Origin of the sequence: Ghiorsea bivora, from assembly GCF_000744415.1 — a bacterium.
In the GTDB taxonomy this organism is placed as follows: domain Bacteria; phylum Pseudomonadota; class Zetaproteobacteria; order Mariprofundales; family Mariprofundaceae; genus Ghiorsea; species Ghiorsea bivora.
In genome coordinates this window covers 55,459-72,790 of record NZ_JQLW01000009.1, presented here as the reverse complement: position 1 = coordinate 72,790, position 17,332 = coordinate 55,459, and the positions used below count along the sequence as shown (strand labels likewise).

At 42.4% G+C, this 17,332-nt stretch carries 13 protein-coding genes and 3 tRNA genes; 14 read left to right on the top strand and 2 right to left on the bottom strand.

The window, feature by feature from the left end; translation table 11 throughout:
• Positions 1-46: 46 nt before the first annotated feature.
• Entirely contained in the window at positions 47-1,489 is a 1,443-nt protein-coding gene (locus DM09_RS07510) for a glutamate synthase subunit beta (RefSeq protein WP_038249391.1), read from the bottom strand.
• Positions 1,482-6,119 carry a glutamate synthase large subunit gene (gene gltB, locus DM09_RS07505; RefSeq protein WP_038249388.1) on the bottom strand — a complete coding sequence of 1,546 codons (4,638 nt, stop codon included), beginning with the start codon at positions 6,117-6,119 and terminating at the stop codon, positions 1,482-1,484. The genes DM09_RS07510 and gltB overlap by 8 nt, the downstream gene beginning before the upstream one ends.
• Before the next feature lie 215 nt (positions 6,120-6,334).
• Between gltB and DM09_RS07500 the strand changes: the two genes are divergently transcribed.
• The 14 genes from DM09_RS07500 (at position 6,335) to glpX (ending at position 17,324) form a co-directional block, all read left to right on the top strand.
• A complete protein-coding gene (locus tag DM09_RS07500) occupies positions 6,335-6,793 on the top strand; it encodes a MarR family winged helix-turn-helix transcriptional regulator (RefSeq protein ID WP_038249386.1) in 459 nt (152 codons plus the stop codon).
• Between the two features lie 36 nt (positions 6,794-6,829).
• Complete coding sequence (locus DM09_RS07495; RefSeq protein ID WP_198401658.1) at positions 6,830-7,282, top strand: hypothetical protein; 453 nt, start codon at positions 6,830-6,832, stop codon at positions 7,280-7,282.
• A gap of 81 nt (positions 7,283-7,363) precedes the next feature.
• On the top strand, positions 7,364-8,236 hold the full coding sequence (locus tag DM09_RS11400; RefSeq protein ID WP_081881150.1) for a c-type cytochrome: 873 nt from the start codon (positions 7,364-7,366) through the stop codon (positions 8,234-8,236).
• 190 nt (positions 8,237-8,426) lie between these two features.
• A complete protein-coding gene (locus tag DM09_RS07485; RefSeq protein ID WP_038249384.1) occupies positions 8,427-8,891 on the top strand; it encodes a DUF3565 domain-containing protein in 465 nt (154 codons plus the stop codon).
• 191 nt (positions 8,892-9,082) lie between these two features.
• Positions 9,083-9,167, top strand: a tRNA-Leu gene (locus tag DM09_RS07480).
• 74 nt (positions 9,168-9,241) lie between these two features.
• On the top strand, positions 9,242-10,576 hold the full coding sequence (gene tig / locus DM09_RS07475) for a trigger factor (RefSeq protein WP_038249381.1): 1,335 nt from the start codon (positions 9,242-9,244) through the stop codon (positions 10,574-10,576).
• A complete protein-coding gene (gene clpP / locus DM09_RS07470; protein WP_038249378.1) occupies positions 10,573-11,187 on the top strand; it encodes an ATP-dependent Clp endopeptidase proteolytic subunit ClpP in 615 nt (204 codons plus the stop codon). Before tig ends, clpP begins: the two co-directional genes overlap by 4 nt.
• 2 nt (positions 11,188-11,189) lie before the next feature.
• Positions 11,190-12,455, top strand: a complete 1,266-nt coding sequence (gene clpX / locus DM09_RS07465) for an ATP-dependent Clp protease ATP-binding subunit ClpX (RefSeq protein ID WP_038249376.1) — start codon at positions 11,190-11,192, stop codon at positions 12,453-12,455.
• 189 nt (positions 12,456-12,644) lie between these two features.
• Positions 12,645-15,026, top strand: coding sequence for an endopeptidase La (gene lon, locus DM09_RS07460; protein ID WP_051938294.1), 2,382 nt, complete (start codon positions 12,645-12,647; stop codon positions 15,024-15,026).
• An 84-nt stretch (positions 15,027-15,110) separates the two neighbouring features.
• On the top strand, positions 15,111-15,383 hold the full coding sequence (locus DM09_RS07455; protein WP_038249371.1) for an HU family DNA-binding protein: 273 nt from the start codon (positions 15,111-15,113) through the stop codon (positions 15,381-15,383).
• A gap of 78 nt (positions 15,384-15,461) precedes the next feature.
• Positions 15,462-15,537 (top strand) — tRNA-Val (locus DM09_RS07450).
• A gap of 1 nt (position 15,538) precedes the next feature.
• Positions 15,539-15,615 (top strand) — tRNA-Asp (locus tag DM09_RS07445).
• A gap of 40 nt (positions 15,616-15,655) precedes the next feature.
• Entirely contained in the window at positions 15,656-16,231 is a 576-nt protein-coding gene (gene yjgA, locus DM09_RS07440; protein WP_051938293.1) for a ribosome biogenesis factor YjgA, read from the top strand.
• A gap of 139 nt (positions 16,232-16,370) precedes the next feature.
• Complete coding sequence (gene glpX, locus DM09_RS07435) at positions 16,371-17,324, top strand: class II fructose-bisphosphatase (RefSeq protein WP_038249368.1); 954 nt, start codon at positions 16,371-16,373, stop codon at positions 17,322-17,324.
• Positions 17,325-17,332: the final 8 nt, after the last annotated feature.

The following is a 17,332-nucleotide window of genomic DNA, read 5'->3' as shown; positions in this document are numbered from 1 at the left end:
ATATCAAAGGTCGCAATGCAGCGACCTTTGATATATTTGAACCGTTTTAGCGAGGTAAGTCTGTTGAGCCCATTAAGAACGTATCTACGCTGTGCGCAGCTTGCCTACCTTCACGGATAGCCCACACGACTAAGGATTGACCACGGCGCATATCACCTGCGGCAAATACTTTGTCTAAGTTTGTTTGGTAATCGTCTGTGTTGGCAGCCACATTACCACGCTCATCTTGAGCTACGGCTAATTCTTCTAACATACCTTCGTGTACAGGGTGTACAAAACCCATGGCAAGGAATACTTTATCAGCTTTGAGTGTAAATTCAGAGCCTTCAATTTCAGTCATCTTCCATTGCCCATCATCATCTTGTGACCATTCTACACGTGCACAAACAATACCTGTCACTTTACCATTTTCACCAATGAAACGTTTGGTGGTCACTGAGAAATCACGTTCACAGCCTTCTTCTTGGGATGTGGAGGTGCGCATTTTTAGCGGCCAATCAGGCCATGTAATCAGCTTGTTGGGTTCTTCTGGCGGCGCAGGCATAATTTCAAGTTGGGTAATTGATACCGCACCTTGCCTGTTGGATGTACCAATACAATCCGAACCTGTATCACCACCACCAATCACCACCACATGTTGGTCTTGGGTAGTAATAAATTCATCGTCAGGAATATCATCACCCAATACACGTTTTGTTTGTTTGGTTAAAAATTCCATGGCAAAATGAATGCCTTGTAAGTCACGTCCTTGAATGGGTAGGTCGCGTGGTTTTTCCGCACCACCCGTTAATACAACAGCATCAAATTCATCAAGCAATGATTTGGCAGGAATATCCACACCAATATGTTGGTTGACTCGGAACTCAACACCTTCAGCTTGCATTTGTTGCATGCGGCGGTCAATCACCGCCTTATCAAACTTGAAGTTTGGAATACCATAACGCATCAAACCACCAATGCGATTTTCTTTTTCAAACAAAACCACATCATGACCCACACGTGCCAATTGTTGCGCACATGCCATACCAGCAGGCCCTGAACCTACGATAGCAACTTTTTTACCTGTTTTTGTTTCAGCAGGTTCAGCTTGAATCCAGCCATTTTCAAAACCTTTCTCAACAATAGCAAGTTCAATATTTTTGATGGTCACTGCATCACCAATCAAGTTGACTGTACATGCTTCTTCGCAAGGGGCAGGGCAAATACGCCCTGTGAATTCAGGGAAGTTGTTGGTGGAATGCAATGTATCCAAAGCTTCTTGCCAAAGACCATGATAAACCAAATCATTCCAGTCAGGGATGATATTGTTCACAGGGCAGCCATTATGACAAAATGGAATGCCGCAATCCATGCAGCGCGCACCTTGGGTTTTTAAATCTTCTTCACTGGGTAGTTTTGAAAACTCTTTAAAATGTACAACACGTTCTGCAACGGGTGCATAAGTCAGGTTTTGACGTTCAAATTCTTTGAAACCTGTTGGTTTACCCATGAGCTGACTCCTTCACTTGTTTGGTTTTTTGCTCGGCTTCGCGCTCAGCAAGCGCACGTTTGTAGTCCACAGGAATAACTTTTACAAACTTCTCTAATGAAGCGTCCCAATTGTCTAAAATTTCTTTACCACGTGTTGAGTTGGTGTAATGCACATGGCGTACAATAAGTTGATGCAATATTTTCTCATCATTTTGGCTTAGGCTATGACGAATATTCACTTTACCGTGGGTTTCTAAATCGCCACCCAAATGATAGTTGGCTTCCAAAGCCGTATCTTCAGACAATACAGGCTCTAGGCTGACTTGTGCCATATTACAGCGTTGCTCAAACGCGCCTGATGCATCAAACACATAGGCCATGCCGCCTGACATACCCGCAGCAAAGTTGCGCCCTGTTTCACCAAGAATAACAACGGTACCACCTGTCATATATTCACAGCCATGGTCACCCACGCCTTCAACAACAGCAACAGCACCCGAGTTGCGCACTGCAAAACGTTCACCTGCAATACCATTAAAATAAGCTTCACCATCCACAGCACCAAACAACACTGTATTACCCACAATACTGTTTTCTTCTGCTTTGATGGGTGTTTCTTCAGGTGGACGAATGGTGATGCGACCACCCGATAAACCTTTACCTACATAATCATTACCTATACCCACAAGGTCGATGAAGACACCACGAGCTAACCATGCACCCAGAGATTGACCTGCTGTGCCTTTGGCATGAATCACAATAGTATCTTCTGGTAACCCAGCATGACCATATTTTTTGGCAACTTTACCCGAAAGCATGGTGCCAAAACTTCTGTCTACATTGCAAATATCTGTATGAATAACCACAGGTGTTTTGTTTTCAAGCGCAGGTTTGGATTCTGCGATGAGTTTATTATCAATCAAAACATCCAAACCATGATCTTGTTTTTGGTTATGTGATTTATTATCGCTAGATTCTACTTGGTGGAAAATAGGTGATAAATCAATACCTTCAGATTTCCAATGACGTACGGCATCATCAGTATCCAACATGTCCACACGACCAACCATTTCATCAAAGGTTCTAAAACCAAGTTCAGCCATGATTTCGCGTGTTTCTTCAGCTACATACATGAAGTAGTTGACCACATCTTCAGGTTTACCCACAAACTTTTTGCGCAGCTCGGCATCTTGTGTTGCTACACCCACAGGGCAGGTGTTGAGATGACATTTACGCATCATGACACAGCCCTCAGCAATCAAAGCAATGGTACCAAATGCAACTTCATCAGCGCCAAGCAATGCGGCAATGGCAACATCACGACCTGTACGCATTTGTCCATCGGCTTGTAAACGTGTGCGACTGCGCAAACGGTTTAATAACAATGTTTGTTGGGTTTCAGCCAGCCCCACTTCCCATGCAGAACCTGCATATTTAATCGATGTCATGGGTGATGCGCCCGTACCACCATCATGACCTGCAATCACCACATGGTCAGCATGTGCTTTAACCACACCCGCTGCTACTGTGCCCACACCAATTTCAGATACCAATTTTACTGAAATATCAGCATCGGTATTGGTGTTTTTAAGGTCAAAGATAAGTTGTGCCAAATCTTCAATGGAATAAATATCATGATGAGGTGGTGGGGAAATTAAACCCACACCCGGTGTAGAGTGGCGCACTTTACCAATACGACTATCCACTTTATGTCCTGGCAATTGACCACCTTCACCAGGTTTTGCGCCCTGTGCCATTTTGATTTGGATTTGATCAGCGTTTGCTAAATACTCAGCGGTTACACCAAAACGACCGGATGCAACTTGTTTAATGGCTGAACGCATAGAATCACCATTGGGCAATGGTGTGAAACGTTCAACTTCTTCACCACCTTCCCCCGTGTTGGATTTACCACCCAAACGGTTCATGGCAATCGCCAGTGTGCTGTGTGCTTCATGTGAAATCGAACCAAAGGACATCGCACCTGTGGCAAAACGTTTGACAATATTGGTTGCTGGTTCAACTTCACTCAAAGGAATGCTATTGCCTTTGTTGAACTTAAACAAACCACGCAAAGTAATTAAGCGACCTTTTTGGTTGTTAATCATATCTGCAAACTCTTTGTACAATGCATAATTATTGGTACGCACGGCATGTTGCAGTTTGGCAATGGTTTCAGGGGTAAGTGCATGTTGTTCGCCACGTACACGCCATTCGTATTCACCACCCACATCCAATGCTTTTTTGTGAATCATGGAGTTGCCATACGCCAACTGATGACGCATCACGGCTTCCTTTGCAATTTCATCAAGGCCTACACCTTCAATTTGGGTGGCTGTACCTTTAAAGTATTTATCCACAAATTCCGAAGATAAACCAAAGGCTTCAAAAATTTGTGCGCCACAATACGATTGGTATGTAGAAATACCCATTTTGGACATGACTTTGTATAAACCTTTGCCTACAGCCTTGATAAAACGTGGTTCAATATCTGAGACAGCAATATCACTAGGCAAATGCCCGTCGTTATGCATATCAATCAATGTTTCAAAGGCTAAATATGGGTTAACGGCTTCTGCTCCAAAACCTGCAAGGGTTGCGAAATGTTGAATTTCACGGGCAGAACCTGTTTCAAGCACAAGTCCTGTTTCCACACGCAAACCTTTGCTTATCAAATGCTGGTGTACTGCTGATGTGGCCAACAATGCAGGGATGGGAATATGTTGTTCATCCATATCGCGGTCAGATAAGATGATGATGTTAAACTTATCCAATACAGCGCGTTCAGCTTGTTTACATAAACTTTCAATGGCAACACCCATACCAGCAGCACCTGAATCAGCGGGGTAACACATGGACAAGGTTAATGTACGGAATTTACCTTGGGTGGCTTGATGGATGTTACGGATTTTTTCCAAGTCTTGGTTGGTCAAAATCGGTTGATGTACTTCCAAACGTAAGCTTGGTTCTTCATCGTCCAAACCAAGCAAGTTGGGGTTGGGACCAATAAACGATGTTAAACTCATCACCATTTCTTCACGAATCGGGTCAATGGGTGGGTTGGTCACTTGGGCAAACAATTGGCGGAAATAGTTGTACAATGGTTTGGCACGATTGGACAATACCGCATGTGGTGTATCATTACCCATAGAACCTGTGGCTTCCATGCCTGTGATTGCCATGGGTGCCATCAAAAACTTGAGGTTTTCTTTGGTATAACCAAAGGCTTGTTGTTTATTTAATAAGTCATCATGTTGGGGTTGTTTGACCTCAACATCCACATTTAAGTCTTCAATTTGAATTTGGGTTTCAGCCAAGATTTTTTTGTAGTCGCGTTCAAGTGCTAGGGCATCTTTGATATCTGAATCATCAATAATACAGCCTTCTTCCAAGTCGATAAGGAACATTTTACCGGGTTGTAAACGCCATTTTTTGATGATTTTTTCTTCAGGAATATCTAAAACTCCCATTTCGGATGCCATCACCACCAAATCATCATCCGTAATCAAATAACGGGCAGGGCGAAGTCCGTTTCTGTCTAATGTTGCGCCAATTTGAATACCATCGGTAAATGCAACGGCAGCAGGGCCATCCCAAGGCTCCATCAATGCTGCATGATGTTCATAAAACGCTTTGCGTTTTTCATCCATTAAGTTGTTGCCAGACCAAGCTTCAGGAATCAGCAGCATGGCAGCGTGGGTGAGTGAATAACCACCCATAACCAAAAGCTCAAGCGCATTATCAAAACATGCAGTATCGGATTGATTTTCAGGAATCAAAGGCCAAACCTTATCCAAATCATCACCCAAATATTTAGATTTCATAGAATGACGACGGGCATTCATCCAGTTGATATTACCACGTACGGTATTGATTTCACCATTGTGTGCCACCATGCGGAAGGGATGGGCAAGCTCCCAAGATGGGAAAGTATTGGTGGAGAAGCGTTGATGTACCAATGCCAAGGCAGATTTCATGCGAGCATCGGATAAGTCGGTAAAATATGCACCCACTTGATGCGATAAAAACATACCTTTATACACAATAGTGCGGGAGGATAAAGAATTCACATAAAATTTGGCTTTATCATCAAACGCTTTATCAGCAATTTGATTTTCAAAGATTTTACGAATCACAAAAAGTTTGCGTTCAAACGTTTGTTGGTCAGCACACTGACTGCCTTTGCCTACAAAAATTTGACGCGAGACGGGTTCACATGCCAATACACTTTCGGGTAAATCAGCATGGATAGGATCAACAGGCACATCCCGCCAACCTAAAACGGTTTGACCTTCAGCGATGATGGTATCTTCAATGATTTTTTCGCAAGTTGCACGGTGTGTTTCATCTTGTGGCAAGAAAATCATACCTACGCCATATTCACCTGTGGCAGGTAATGTAATATCCGAATCAGGGGCAACGGCTTGGAAAAAATCATCAGGAATTTGAATGAGTATGCCTGCGCCATCACCTTCTCTAGGGTCTGCGCCTGCGGCACCCCTATGGGTTAAACGGAGCAGGATTTCTAAGCCTTTTTCAACAATATCATGACTTTTTTGGTTTTTAATGTGGGCAACAAAACCAACACCACATGCGTCATGCTCGTGTTGTGCGTTGTATAATCCTTGCTTTTTCGGCATTTGCGTCATCAGCGGCTCCAATAAGAAAAATGTTTCACTTTTTTACATCTGTTTTTAAAAGGGTGCGCATCATAATCAATTTCTATGCTTTTGTCATGGATGAACCTCTGGTGTTTCTGAATAAAGAAATAGGTTGCGCGGGTAGTGTTACACAATGGTTGTATTATAAAACAGTTGCATATGTAAACTAAATAATTTAATGTTGGGTTTTAGGGAGAATAGTTATGGCTGAACTTCAAGACTTTAAGCTGGAGCAGGCGCTAGGCTTTCATATCAACCGTGTATCTTATTTGATGACGGAAGAGGTGGAAAAACGCTTTGCTAAGGCGGGATTAAATATTGTAGCGCAGGATTTTGCGATTTTGATTCGTTTGTTTAGCGGCGGTGTCATCAGTCAAACCAATATCGTGGATCTGATGATGCGTGATAAAACAACCGTGACACGTCGCTTGGATGGACTCGTGAAGAAAGGGTTGATTGAGCGGTTACCCAATGAAAAAGATAGGCGGCGTTTTGATATTGGTATCACAGATGCGGGTAAGGCAGTGCTGGATATTGCTTTTCCCATTGTTAGCGGTTTTCAACGTGAACTCGTGGCTGATGTCAGTGATGAAGAAAAAGAGACTACGATAAAAACCTTGCGTCACTTGATGCTGTATTTGATGGAAATTAAGGATAAATAGGAGTGTTTGCATGGATGTGAAACATAAAAAGGTGTGGTGGCCAATGCGCTTGGTGCTTGGGTGGTTCGCACCGAAGTGGCAGTAAATACCAATGAAATCATCACCACAACAGTTGCTCCCGTGGATACAACCACATGGAATGCAGCTTTGGGTTTGGATCATAATGCCAACAACTGGTTTATCAGTGCTCAGGTTTTTGTGCGCTATATTCAAAACTGGGATAAAATCATGCTTGAAAAGGTAAATTCAAGTTTTTTCACTTTGTTGGCATCGACAGACTATATGAATGATAAACTTAAACCTGAAATGATTGCCTTAATCAGTTATGCAGAGGGTAGCACGCTGATTCGCCCGAAAGTATCGTATGAATTTAGTGATGCGGTGTTAGGGCGGGTAGGGGTTGATATGTTTACAGGTGATAACGCAGATTTCTTTGGGCAGTTTGCAAACAACGATAGGTTTTACACAGAAATAGAATACACATTTTAATGTTTGTTTTATTGCATTGTTTTATGTTGTGAAACATTAAAGTCTAATATATTGATATAGATTGATAATAAAGGGGAAAATATGAAAAAAATAATGATGCTAGCCATGGTTTTTGGTTTGATGTTTACGCAAGCACAAGCCGCTGAAACGACTTTTGAAGAAGGCAAAACTTTGTTTCAACAAAATTGTTTGATGTGTCATGATGCACAGTTGGATCCTGCGCAAGCGCCGCCTATGTTTGGTGTGCAAATGAAATACAAGATGGCAACATCCGATAAAGCAGCGTTTGTGGCAAAAATAACGGATTTTGCGACCAATCCAACCACAGATAAAGCGATACTGAAAGAGCCCGTAAAGATACTGGGTGTGATGCCAAATATGGGTTTTGAAGAAGCTGATGTGCGCAAAATTGCAGCTTATATTCATGATGAAACTTTTGCACCCCCTTGTAATCATTGGAAACATGCTGCTGAGCGATTTAAGAAACAGGGTAAGATGGCGCTGTATAAAAAACACCAGCAAAAGTATGATGCCATGTGCTCGGCTGCTGATGTACAACCTAAGGTTAAACATGCCAAAGCGCAAAATACAGCAATCACAGCAGAACAAGGTTCTTTGCAGGCTGTGATGCAACAAATCGGTATGGATTACGCAGCACTTGATCATGCGATTTTACAAGAAAATTTTACAGCAGCGGCAGAAGCTGCGCATGCCATTGCTTTTCATGAAACCCCTTCATTGGGCACAAAGATGAAATTGATGGCTGGTTTGCGCACTGAGATGAAAGCTTTTAAGAAAGCTGATGGCAAGGTTCATCATTTGGCTTTGGATATTGAAAAGGCGGCTAAAGCCAAAGATATGAAGGCTTTGATTGCCAAACAGTCACAAATGTTAAGTGCGTGTATGGCATGTCATCGTAGTTTTCGTAGTCGTGTGATTTCTATATTGCATTAAGGAAATGCTGATTTATTAGCATCTTGCCAAACATCAGGACGAGAAAGGAAAAGCGTGGTTTTCCTTTCTCTTACAAATCAAATGCTTACGCTATTGATTTGGCAGCCCGTCCATGGGCTGCACGGAAGCACTGAATAAATCAGCGTTTCCTTAAAGGCTGTTGTAACAAACATCAGGAGTATATGTTGCCATGAAACGAAAAATTGTAGGTTACCATCAAGATGAAAAGGATGATTGGGTTGCAGATTTGGATTGTTTTCATGGGCAACATGTGCGCCATGAGCCACTATTTTTCAACCGTCCATGGTCGGCAACGGCAGAAGGGCGAAAAAGTAAACTTGGGGAAATACTTGATTGTAAACGGTGTGATGTTTTGGAGTTTCCAGAAGGTTTAAAGGAATACAAACGAACGCCTGTTTTTACGCAAGATACTATCCCTAAAGGTTTGCTTAAACATCATACAACCAAGTTGGGCACATGGGGCAAGATTCATGTGTTGGAAGGCAAGCTTTTATACAACCCAGAAGGGCGTGAAAGTATTACCCTTTTGTCGAGCCAAACTGCCAATATCCCTCCTGAAATGCAGCATGATGTTGCAGCAGATGGTTCAGTGCGCTTTTATGTTGCTTTTTATACTCTGCCAATAGAAGTATAAACGCTGCGTTATTGGTCTTGAAGGAGTGAAGTGGTGCCAGTATCATAGGGTATGGTTGGATTAACCATGTGCTTGGTAGGCAAGCTTTATGAGAAGCTTATAAGGTAGCGATGATAAAATGTTGATTTGGAAAAATGACATGGCATAATGCGCCACCTTGTCGATGCAATCATGGTTGGCAGGTTACATATGCGAGGGTGGCGGAACTGGTAGACGCGCTGGATTTAGGTTCCAGTGTCTTACGGCGTGAGGGTTCGACTCCCTCCTCTCGTACCATACACGTCAATGCGCTCCATTACTGGGGCGCATTGATTTTTTGTACATACTTAATATTCCTTTCGGAGGCTTAAATGATTCAAACTGAAGTCAAAAAACTTGGTGAAAATGAGCATGAAGTAGAGGTTAGTTTACCCAAGTCAGAATACGATAAGGTGTATGCCGCAGAAAGAAATAAATTGATGGGTCAAGTGAAGTTGCCAGGCTTTCGCCAAGGTAAAACACCAGGTCATGTGATTGATAAACAGTTTGGCCCTAAGATTCATGAAGACACCGTTTCTCAACTTTTACAACAACATTATGTGGCAGCCATTGAGTCGTCAGGGCTAACACCTGCACTTCAACCTGAGTTGTCCTTGCCTAAGGTTCAGCCTGATGACCAATTTGTATTCACACTAAAAGTTGATACTTGGCCTGAAGTAACCTTGACGGACTTGTCGAAGTTAAGCATTGAAGCAACAGAAGTGACTGTTGATGATGAAGATGTTAAAGGTGTGCTTGAGCGTTTATATAAATCACAAGTAAAATATGAAATCACAGAAGACCGTGCCGCTGAGACTGGTGATCAGTTGCATATTGATTTTGAAGGTTTCATTGGTGATGAAGCTTTTGATGGTGGTAAAGGTGAAGATGTTGCGCTTGTATTGGGCGAAGGTCGCTTTATCCCAGGCTTTGAAGAGCAGTTGGTTGGTAAAAAAGCAGGGGATACATGTACTGTTGAAGTAACTTTCCCTGAAGATTACCAAGCACCGAACTTGGCAGGAAAAGAAGCTCGCTTTGAAACAACAGTGAAAAGTGTTGGTGCGGCAGTTACAGCCAAAGATGATGCAGAATTGGCTGAACTTTTGAACTTTGCAGATGCCGAAGCCATGTTAAAAGATATTCGTGAAGGTTTGGATAAAGAAGCAGCCAATGCGGCCAAAGGTGCTACGCATGATTCGGCACTCAAAGCATTGTTGGAAGCCCACCCCATGACCTTGCCAGAAGGTTTGATTGTTGAAGATATGAAAGCAACCACAGCGCGTGTGGTGCAAAATATGAAACAACAAGGTATGGATGCCAGCGAAGAAATGTTGGCGGATGAAGCGTTCCGCCAAGAGGTTCGTGAGCGTTCAGAGCGTGGTTTGAAATTGTCTGTTTTGTTGCAAAACGTGCGTAAAGATTTTGATATTACGCTGACAGATGAAGAAATTGATGCTGGTGTTGATGAAATGGTCATGGCATACCCAGAAAATATGCGTGATGATTATGCGAAATACATTCGTGATAACCAAGAGCAAATGGGTGCGTTGAAAGACCGTTTGTTGGAACAAAAATGTATTGATTATGTTGTATCACAAGCCAAAACAAAAAAAGTGAAAAAGACTTTGGCAACATGGCAAGCAGAGCAGGATAAGGCGCAATCATGAATCTCGTACCTATGGTCATAGAGCAAACTGCTCGCGGCGAACGTTCGTATGATATTTTTTCAAGATTATTAAAAGAACGTATTATTTTCTTAAATGGTCAAGTTGAAGATAATATGGCGAACTTGATTACAGCGCAGTTGCTTTTTTTGGAATCCGAAGGACCTGATAAAGATATTTATTTATATATCAATAGCCCTGGTGGTGTGGTGACAGCGGGTATGGCGATTTATGATACCATGCAATATATTCGTTGTGATGTATCTACATTATGCGTAGGGCAAGCAGCATCCATGGGTGCACATTTATTGGCAGCTGGTGCGCCGGGTAAACGTTACGCATTACCCAATGCGCGTATTATGATTCACCAACCTTTGGGTGGTTTTCAAGGTCAGGCAACGGATATTGAGATTCATGCCAAAGAGATTTTGAAGCTTAAAGATGACTTGAACCGTATGATGGCGAAACACACGGGTCAGCCATTGAAAAAATTGTCTGAAGATGTGGAACGCGATTATTTCTTGTCAGCAGAGGCTGCTTGTGAGTATGGTATCGTCGATAAAGTGTTAACCTCTAGGGACGATGTGCCTACTTCAGGGGCAAGCGAGGGCTAAAGATGACAGCTTCTTCCAATGGTGATTCAACATTATTCTGTTCTTTTTGCGGAAAAAGTCAGCATGATGTGAAAAAATTAATTGCAGGGCCAACGGTATTTATCTGTGATGAATGCATAGAGCTGTGCAATGATATCATGATTGAAGAAATGTCCGATGAAAAAGACAGTGAAACTTCATCCGCCAACAAAGGTTTACCCAAACCCAAAGAAATCAAAGAATTTTTAGATGGTTATGTGATTGGGCAAGAAAACCCTAAACGTTTGTTATCGGTGGCAGTGTATAACCACTATAAACGTATGAAACATAACGAAAGTAGTGATGTGGAAATTTCTAAAAGTAATGTTTTGCTTTTAGGACCTACAGGTTGTGGTAAAACACTACTTGCGCAAACCTTGGCGCGTATTTTTGATGTTCCTTTTATTATTGCTGATGCGACAACATTAACCGAAGCGGGTTATGTGGGTGAAGATGTTGATAATATTATTGTTAAACTGCTACAAGCAGCTGATGGTGATGTAGAAAAAGCACAGCGTGGTATTATCTATATTGATGAAGTTGATAAATTAGCCAGAAAGTCTGATTCGCCTTCCATTACACGTGATGTATCGGGTGAAGGTGTGCAGCAGGCATTGTTGAAATTGATTGAAGGCACGATTGCTTCGGTTTCACCCCAAGGTGGGCGTAAAAATCCACAGCAAGAGTTTACCCAAGTCGATACCAGTAATATCCTGTTTATTTTAGGTGGTGCATTTGCAGGCCTAGAAAAAATCATTGAAGCCCGTGGTAAAACACGTTCGATTGGTTTTGGTGCAGCTGTGGATATGGAAGATGATATTGGTATTGGTGAACGTTTAAAAGGTGTTGAACCCGAAGACTTGATTAAGTTTGGTTTGATTCCTGAGTTGGTTGGACGTTTGCCAGCTGTGGCAACACTGACCGAGTTGGATAAAGCTGCTTTGTTGGAAATCCTTACAGAACCCAAAAATGCATTGGTTAAACAATACCAAGCTTTGTTGAAGTATGACAATGTGGATTTGGCGTTTACCAAAGATGCTTTGGATGCGATTGCCGATAAAGCAATTTTGCGTAAAACAGGAGCACGTGGTTTGCGTGCAATTATGGAATCGGTGATGTTGGATGTGATGTATGACGTGCCAACCATGGATAATGTTGAAGCATGTAAGATTACAGCGGATGTTGTTGAAGGCAAAGCTGAGCCAGAACTGGTTTATAAGAAAAAACAAAAAAATATAGAAGTTGCTTAGTTATTCACAACTTTGATTTTTAAAGCCTCGTCAATCGAGGCTTTTTTCGTTTTAGGGCTTGAAATTGTCCCTATAAAACATTATCAATAATATTCTGTGGCGCAATATCGTTTGCGTCTTAATGTAATGAAAAAGAGGTGCCCATTGGCTGAAGTAGATGTTTCTCAATCGAATGAATCTGGAGATAATATGACAACACTTCCTGTGTTGCCGTTGCGTGATATTGTGATGTTTCCCCACATGATTGTTCCTTTATTTGTGGGTCGCGAAAAATCGGTAGCAGCACTTGAAGAAGTCATGAATGCAGGTAAAAGTATTGTATTATTAGCCCAGAAAAACCCTGAGGATGATGCGCCGGATTTGGATGCGTTATTTCAGATTGGTACCTTAGGTAATATTTTGCAAATGCTTAAGTTGCCTGATGGTACGGTGAAGGTTTTGGTTGAAGGTCAGTCGCGCGTACGTGTCCATGATTTAACAGAAGATGTTTGTTTGCGTGCGCGTTATGAAGTATTACCTGAAGCGGATGAAGATGAACGCGAGCAGGAGCAGGTGGCGCGTACTGTTATCAATCAATTTGAATTGTATGCAAAACTGAATAAAAAAGTTGCACCTGAAGTTTTGGTTTCGATTACGGCTGTGGATGATGTCGATAGATTAGCCGATACCATTGCTTCTCATTTGAATTTAAAAGTTGCCGAAAAACAAGCATTGCTTGAAATGACTTCGGTGATTGAACGTCTGGAAAAACTATTTGCCATCATGGAAGAAGAGATGGACATGCTTCAGGTGGATAAACGTGTACGGTCACGTGTGAAGCGGCAAATGGAGAAAAGCCAGCGCGAATATTATTTGTCTGAGCAAATGAAAGCAATTCAAAAGGAATTGGGTGAAGATGATGCTCAATCGGATTTGGATGAAATTGCGCATAAAATTGAAACCATTGGTTTAAGCAAAGAGGCAAAAGAAAAAGCTGAAACGGAATTAAAACGTTTGAAAATGATGCCGCAAACCAGCTCTGAAGCAACAGTATTACGGGGTTACTTGGATTGGTTGGTTGATTTGCCTTGGAAGAAACGTTCACGGGTACGAAAAGATTTGGAAGCTGCAGAAGCTGTGTTGGATGCGGATCATTTTGGTTTAGAAAAAGTGAAAGAACGCATTTTGGAACATTTGGCAGTGTTACAGCTGGTGAAAAAAATGAAGGGTCCTATCCTTTGTTTTGTGGGACCTCCTGGCGTTGGTAAAACATCATTAGCGAAGTCGATTGCCAGAGCAACACGACGCGAATTTGTACGCATGAGTTTGGGTGGTGTACGTGACGAAGCTGAAATACGTGGGCACCGTCGTACATATATTGGTTCGATGCCAGGCAAAGTCATCAAGTCTATGAAAAAGGCAGGTACCAAAAACCCGCTGATTTTGTTGGATGAAATTGACAAAATGGGTGCGGATTTCCGAGGAGACCCATCGGCTGCCTTGCTTGAAGTCTTGGATCCTGAACAAAATAATACGTTTAATGATCATTATTTGGAAGTGGACTACGACTTGTCAGATGTGATGTTTATTACAACATCCAATAGCATGAATATCCCCGCGCCTTTGTTGGATAGAATGGAAATTATTCGCATTTCAGGGTATACAGAAGATGAGAAGTTAGCCATTGCTAAGAAATATTTGTTGCCCAAACAGGTGAAAAACCACGGTTTAAAAACTGAGCAGGTTTTGTTAAGCGATGATGTGATTCGTGAGATGATTCGATATTATACCCGAGAAGCAGGTGTGCGTGGGTTGGAACGCGTTTTGGCTAAGGTATGCCGTAAAATTGCTCGCCAAATTGTGGTGTCAAAAAATAATCAAACCCAAACGATTTCTGTGGATAACTTAGAGGATAGCTTGGGTGTTAAACCATACCGTTTTGGTTTGGCTGAAGCCAAAGATGAAATTGGTGTGGTCACTGGTCTAGCGTGGACAGAAGTTGGTGGTGAATTATTACAAATTGAGACTGCATTAACACCTGGCAAAGGTAAGTTGACGGTTACAGGGCAGCTTGGTGATGTGATGCAAGAATCTGTGCAAGCCGCACTAACGTATGTGCGATCTCGCGCCGCCTTGTTGGGTTTAAAACCTGATTTTCATCAAAAAGTGGATATTCATGTGCATGTACCCGAGGGTGCTATTCCCAAAGATGGACCATCTGCTGGTTTGGCCATGGCAACATCTTTGGTCTCAGCGCTGACTGGCATACCTGTGCGTAGAGAGGTTTGCATGACGGGTGAAATTACCCTGCGAGGTAAAAGTTTGCCTATTGGTGGGCTTAAAGAAAAGCTACTTGCAGCGCATAGGGGAGGATTAACAACGGCTATAATTCCTGAAGAAAACAGGAAAGATATGAAGGAAGTGCCTGATAATGTTAAAGATTCTATAGAAATGCATTTTGCAGAGAATATGGATGATGTATTGGAGCACGCTTTGGTGAGATTGCCCGAGGCTATGAAATTATCTGCAGAATTTGCGCCCGGTATGGTTGCTGGTATATACTTAAATGAAGATGGGCCTACGGCGCATTAGTCACATAAAAACAAAAAACCGTTGACGATATATAAGCATACTGTTTTAGTTCGCAGCGTATTTTTTAAATCTTGGAGGGTAAGAATGAAAAAAGTAGAATTGATTAATCATGTAGCTGAATCAGCAAGCTTGAGTAAAGCTGATGCTGGTGCGGCAGTAGACGCAGTGTTAAGCGGCATTACTGGCGCATTGTCTGCAGGTGATAGTGTAAGCTTGGTAGGTTTTGGTACATTTTCTGTAACAGAACGTGCGGCACGTACAGCGCGTAACCCTCGTACTGGTGAGCCAATCCAAGTTGCAGCTTCTAAAGCGCCTAAGTTTAAAGCTGGTAAAGGTCTTAAAGACGCTGTGAAGTAAGGGTAAAAATAAACGCTTGCAATGTGAAATTGTGGCGTTAATGTTCGCCCACTTTTTGTGGGAAGACCCTTAAAAAGCGGGCGCTTAGCTCAGTTGGTAGAGCACCGCCCTTACAAGGCGGTGGCCGCAGGTTCGAGTCCTGCAGCGCCCACCATGGAGCGGTAGTTCAGTTGGTTAGAATGCCGGCCTGTCACGCCGGAGGTCGCGGGTTCGAGTCCCGTCCGCTCCGCCATTATTAAAGCCTCTTGGGTAATCCTCAAGAGGCTTTTTTTATGTCTTTTTGTATGTTTAATGTCGAAAAACAAGACTTCTTCTTTTCTCGCGCTACAATTTCTTTCCATATGATAGATACTTTTGAAGATGAACCTGAATATGAACGCCCAAACAAGTCAGAGCAGAAACGTGAGGTGCAAGTTTTTCTAGACTTGGCAAAGAAGCTGGAAACGTTGTCTGAGCAACAGTGGTATGATATTGCACTGCCAGAGCAAGTGATTGATGCCTTGCAAACATTAAAAGAAATGCCACAAAAAGGTGCCAAGAAACGTCAGTTTAAACTAATCGCAAAATATTTACGTGATATTGATGTGCATGCTGCTTTGCTTGAAATTGAGAATGTTGAGCAAGTAAAAACGAAGGTAAACTTAGAGTTTCATCGTGTTGAGCGCTGGAGAGATAGGTTGTTATCTGAAGGTGCGCCTGCTTTGACAGCATTTTTGGCTGAGTATTCAGATGTGAATGTGCAGCAGTTGCGGCAATTGATCAGAAATGCAAACCAAGAAGCCAATAAAAACAAGCCGCCTAAGTCTGCGAAATTATTGTTTAAGTTATTAAGAGAGTGGGTGAAGTGAGTTTTACGTGGTATAAAATCGCTAAGGAATAACCTTTCAAGGGTCGATTTTTACCTGACTTCTGGTTATAGTGCGCCACCTTGGCACTTCTTCATGAGGGAAGTTCATTGTAAAACACACAATTATTAGGGGAAGATGAATGTCCACTGTTGCAGATCTAAAGATTGATTTGGTAGAAGTTTGTGAGGCCGCAGCGCGTGCTTGTGCACCGTATGTTGGCTCTGGTCAAAAAGACGAAGGTGATGGTCTAGCCGTTGATGCGATGCGTAAACGTATCAATCAAGTGAACATGAAAGGTTTGATTGTGATTGGTGAAGGTGCCAAAGATGAAGCCCCTGCACTTTATGACGATGAAGAAGTCGGTACTGGTTCTGGTATTGGCGTGGATATTGCCGTTGACCCGATTGAAGGTACCAATCTTTTTGCACGTGATGCGGCAGGTTCGATTGTAACTTTGGCTGCAGCACCTGCTGGTACGATGTACCGTCCTGGATCATGTTTCTATATGGAAAAACAAGTATATCCCAAAGCTGCGCGCGGTAAAATCGATCCCACAGCATCTGTTGAAGTGCGTTTGACGCAGTTGGCGAAAGCTTTGAATAAAGATATTAAAGAAATTACGGTGTTTGTATTGGATAAACCACGTCATGCACAGCTGCTTAAAGAAATCTACGCATGTGGCGCTAAGGTTCGTTTGGCAACAGATGGTGATGTGAATGGTGCAATTCAAGCTGTGTTGAATATGGGTTCTGATGCATTGTTTGGTATTGGTGGTACACCAGAAGGTATTGTGACGGCATGTGCAGCAAGGGCTATGGGCGCTGAAATGTTTGGTCGTATGGCACCGCAAAAAGATTTTGAAATTGAATTGTGTAAAAAAGAAGGTATTGATACTGAGCGTTATTTAACACGTGATGAATTGGTAACCTCTGATGATTGCATGTTTATTGCTACAGGTTTGACCAGTGGTGAGTATGTTGACCATGTAAAAGTAGGTGCCGATGTTGATGGTAAGTATATGACAACAGATACTGTCGTACTTTCGGGTTCTGTGGGTAACATCCGTCGTGTACAAACGACTTTGCACGTCTGAGTTCTGTT

Coding starts and splice junctions, on each gene's coding strand:
- clpX (WP_038249376.1), top strand. CDS start 11,190: ATGACAGCTTCTTCCAATGGTGATTCAACATTATTCTGTTCTTTTTGC.
- yjgA (WP_051938293.1), top strand. CDS start 15,656: ATGTCTTTTTGTATGTTTAATGTCGAAAAACAAGACTTCTTCTTTTCT.
- DM09_RS07510 (WP_038249391.1), bottom strand. CDS start 1,489: ATGGGTAAACCAACAGGTTTCAAAGAATTTGAACGTCAAAACCTGACT.
- lon (WP_051938294.1), top strand. CDS start 12,645: ATGACAACACTTCCTGTGTTGCCGTTGCGTGATATTGTGATGTTTCCC.
- DM09_RS07455 (WP_038249371.1), top strand. CDS start 15,111: ATGAAAAAAGTAGAATTGATTAATCATGTAGCTGAATCAGCAAGCTTG.
- DM09_RS11400 (WP_081881150.1), top strand. CDS start 7,364: ATGAAAAAAATAATGATGCTAGCCATGGTTTTTGGTTTGATGTTTACG.
- tig (WP_038249381.1), top strand. CDS start 9,242: ATGATTCAAACTGAAGTCAAAAAACTTGGTGAAAATGAGCATGAAGTA.
- glpX (WP_038249368.1), top strand. CDS start 16,371: ATGTCCACTGTTGCAGATCTAAAGATTGATTTGGTAGAAGTTTGTGAG.
- DM09_RS07485 (WP_038249384.1), top strand. CDS start 8,427: ATGAAACGAAAAATTGTAGGTTACCATCAAGATGAAAAGGATGATTGG.
- gltB (WP_038249388.1), bottom strand. CDS start 6,119: ATGACGCAAATGCCGAAAAAGCAAGGATTATACAACGCACAACACGAG.
- DM09_RS07500 (WP_038249386.1), top strand. CDS start 6,335: ATGGCTGAACTTCAAGACTTTAAGCTGGAGCAGGCGCTAGGCTTTCAT.
- clpP (WP_038249378.1), top strand. CDS start 10,573: ATGAATCTCGTACCTATGGTCATAGAGCAAACTGCTCGCGGCGAACGT.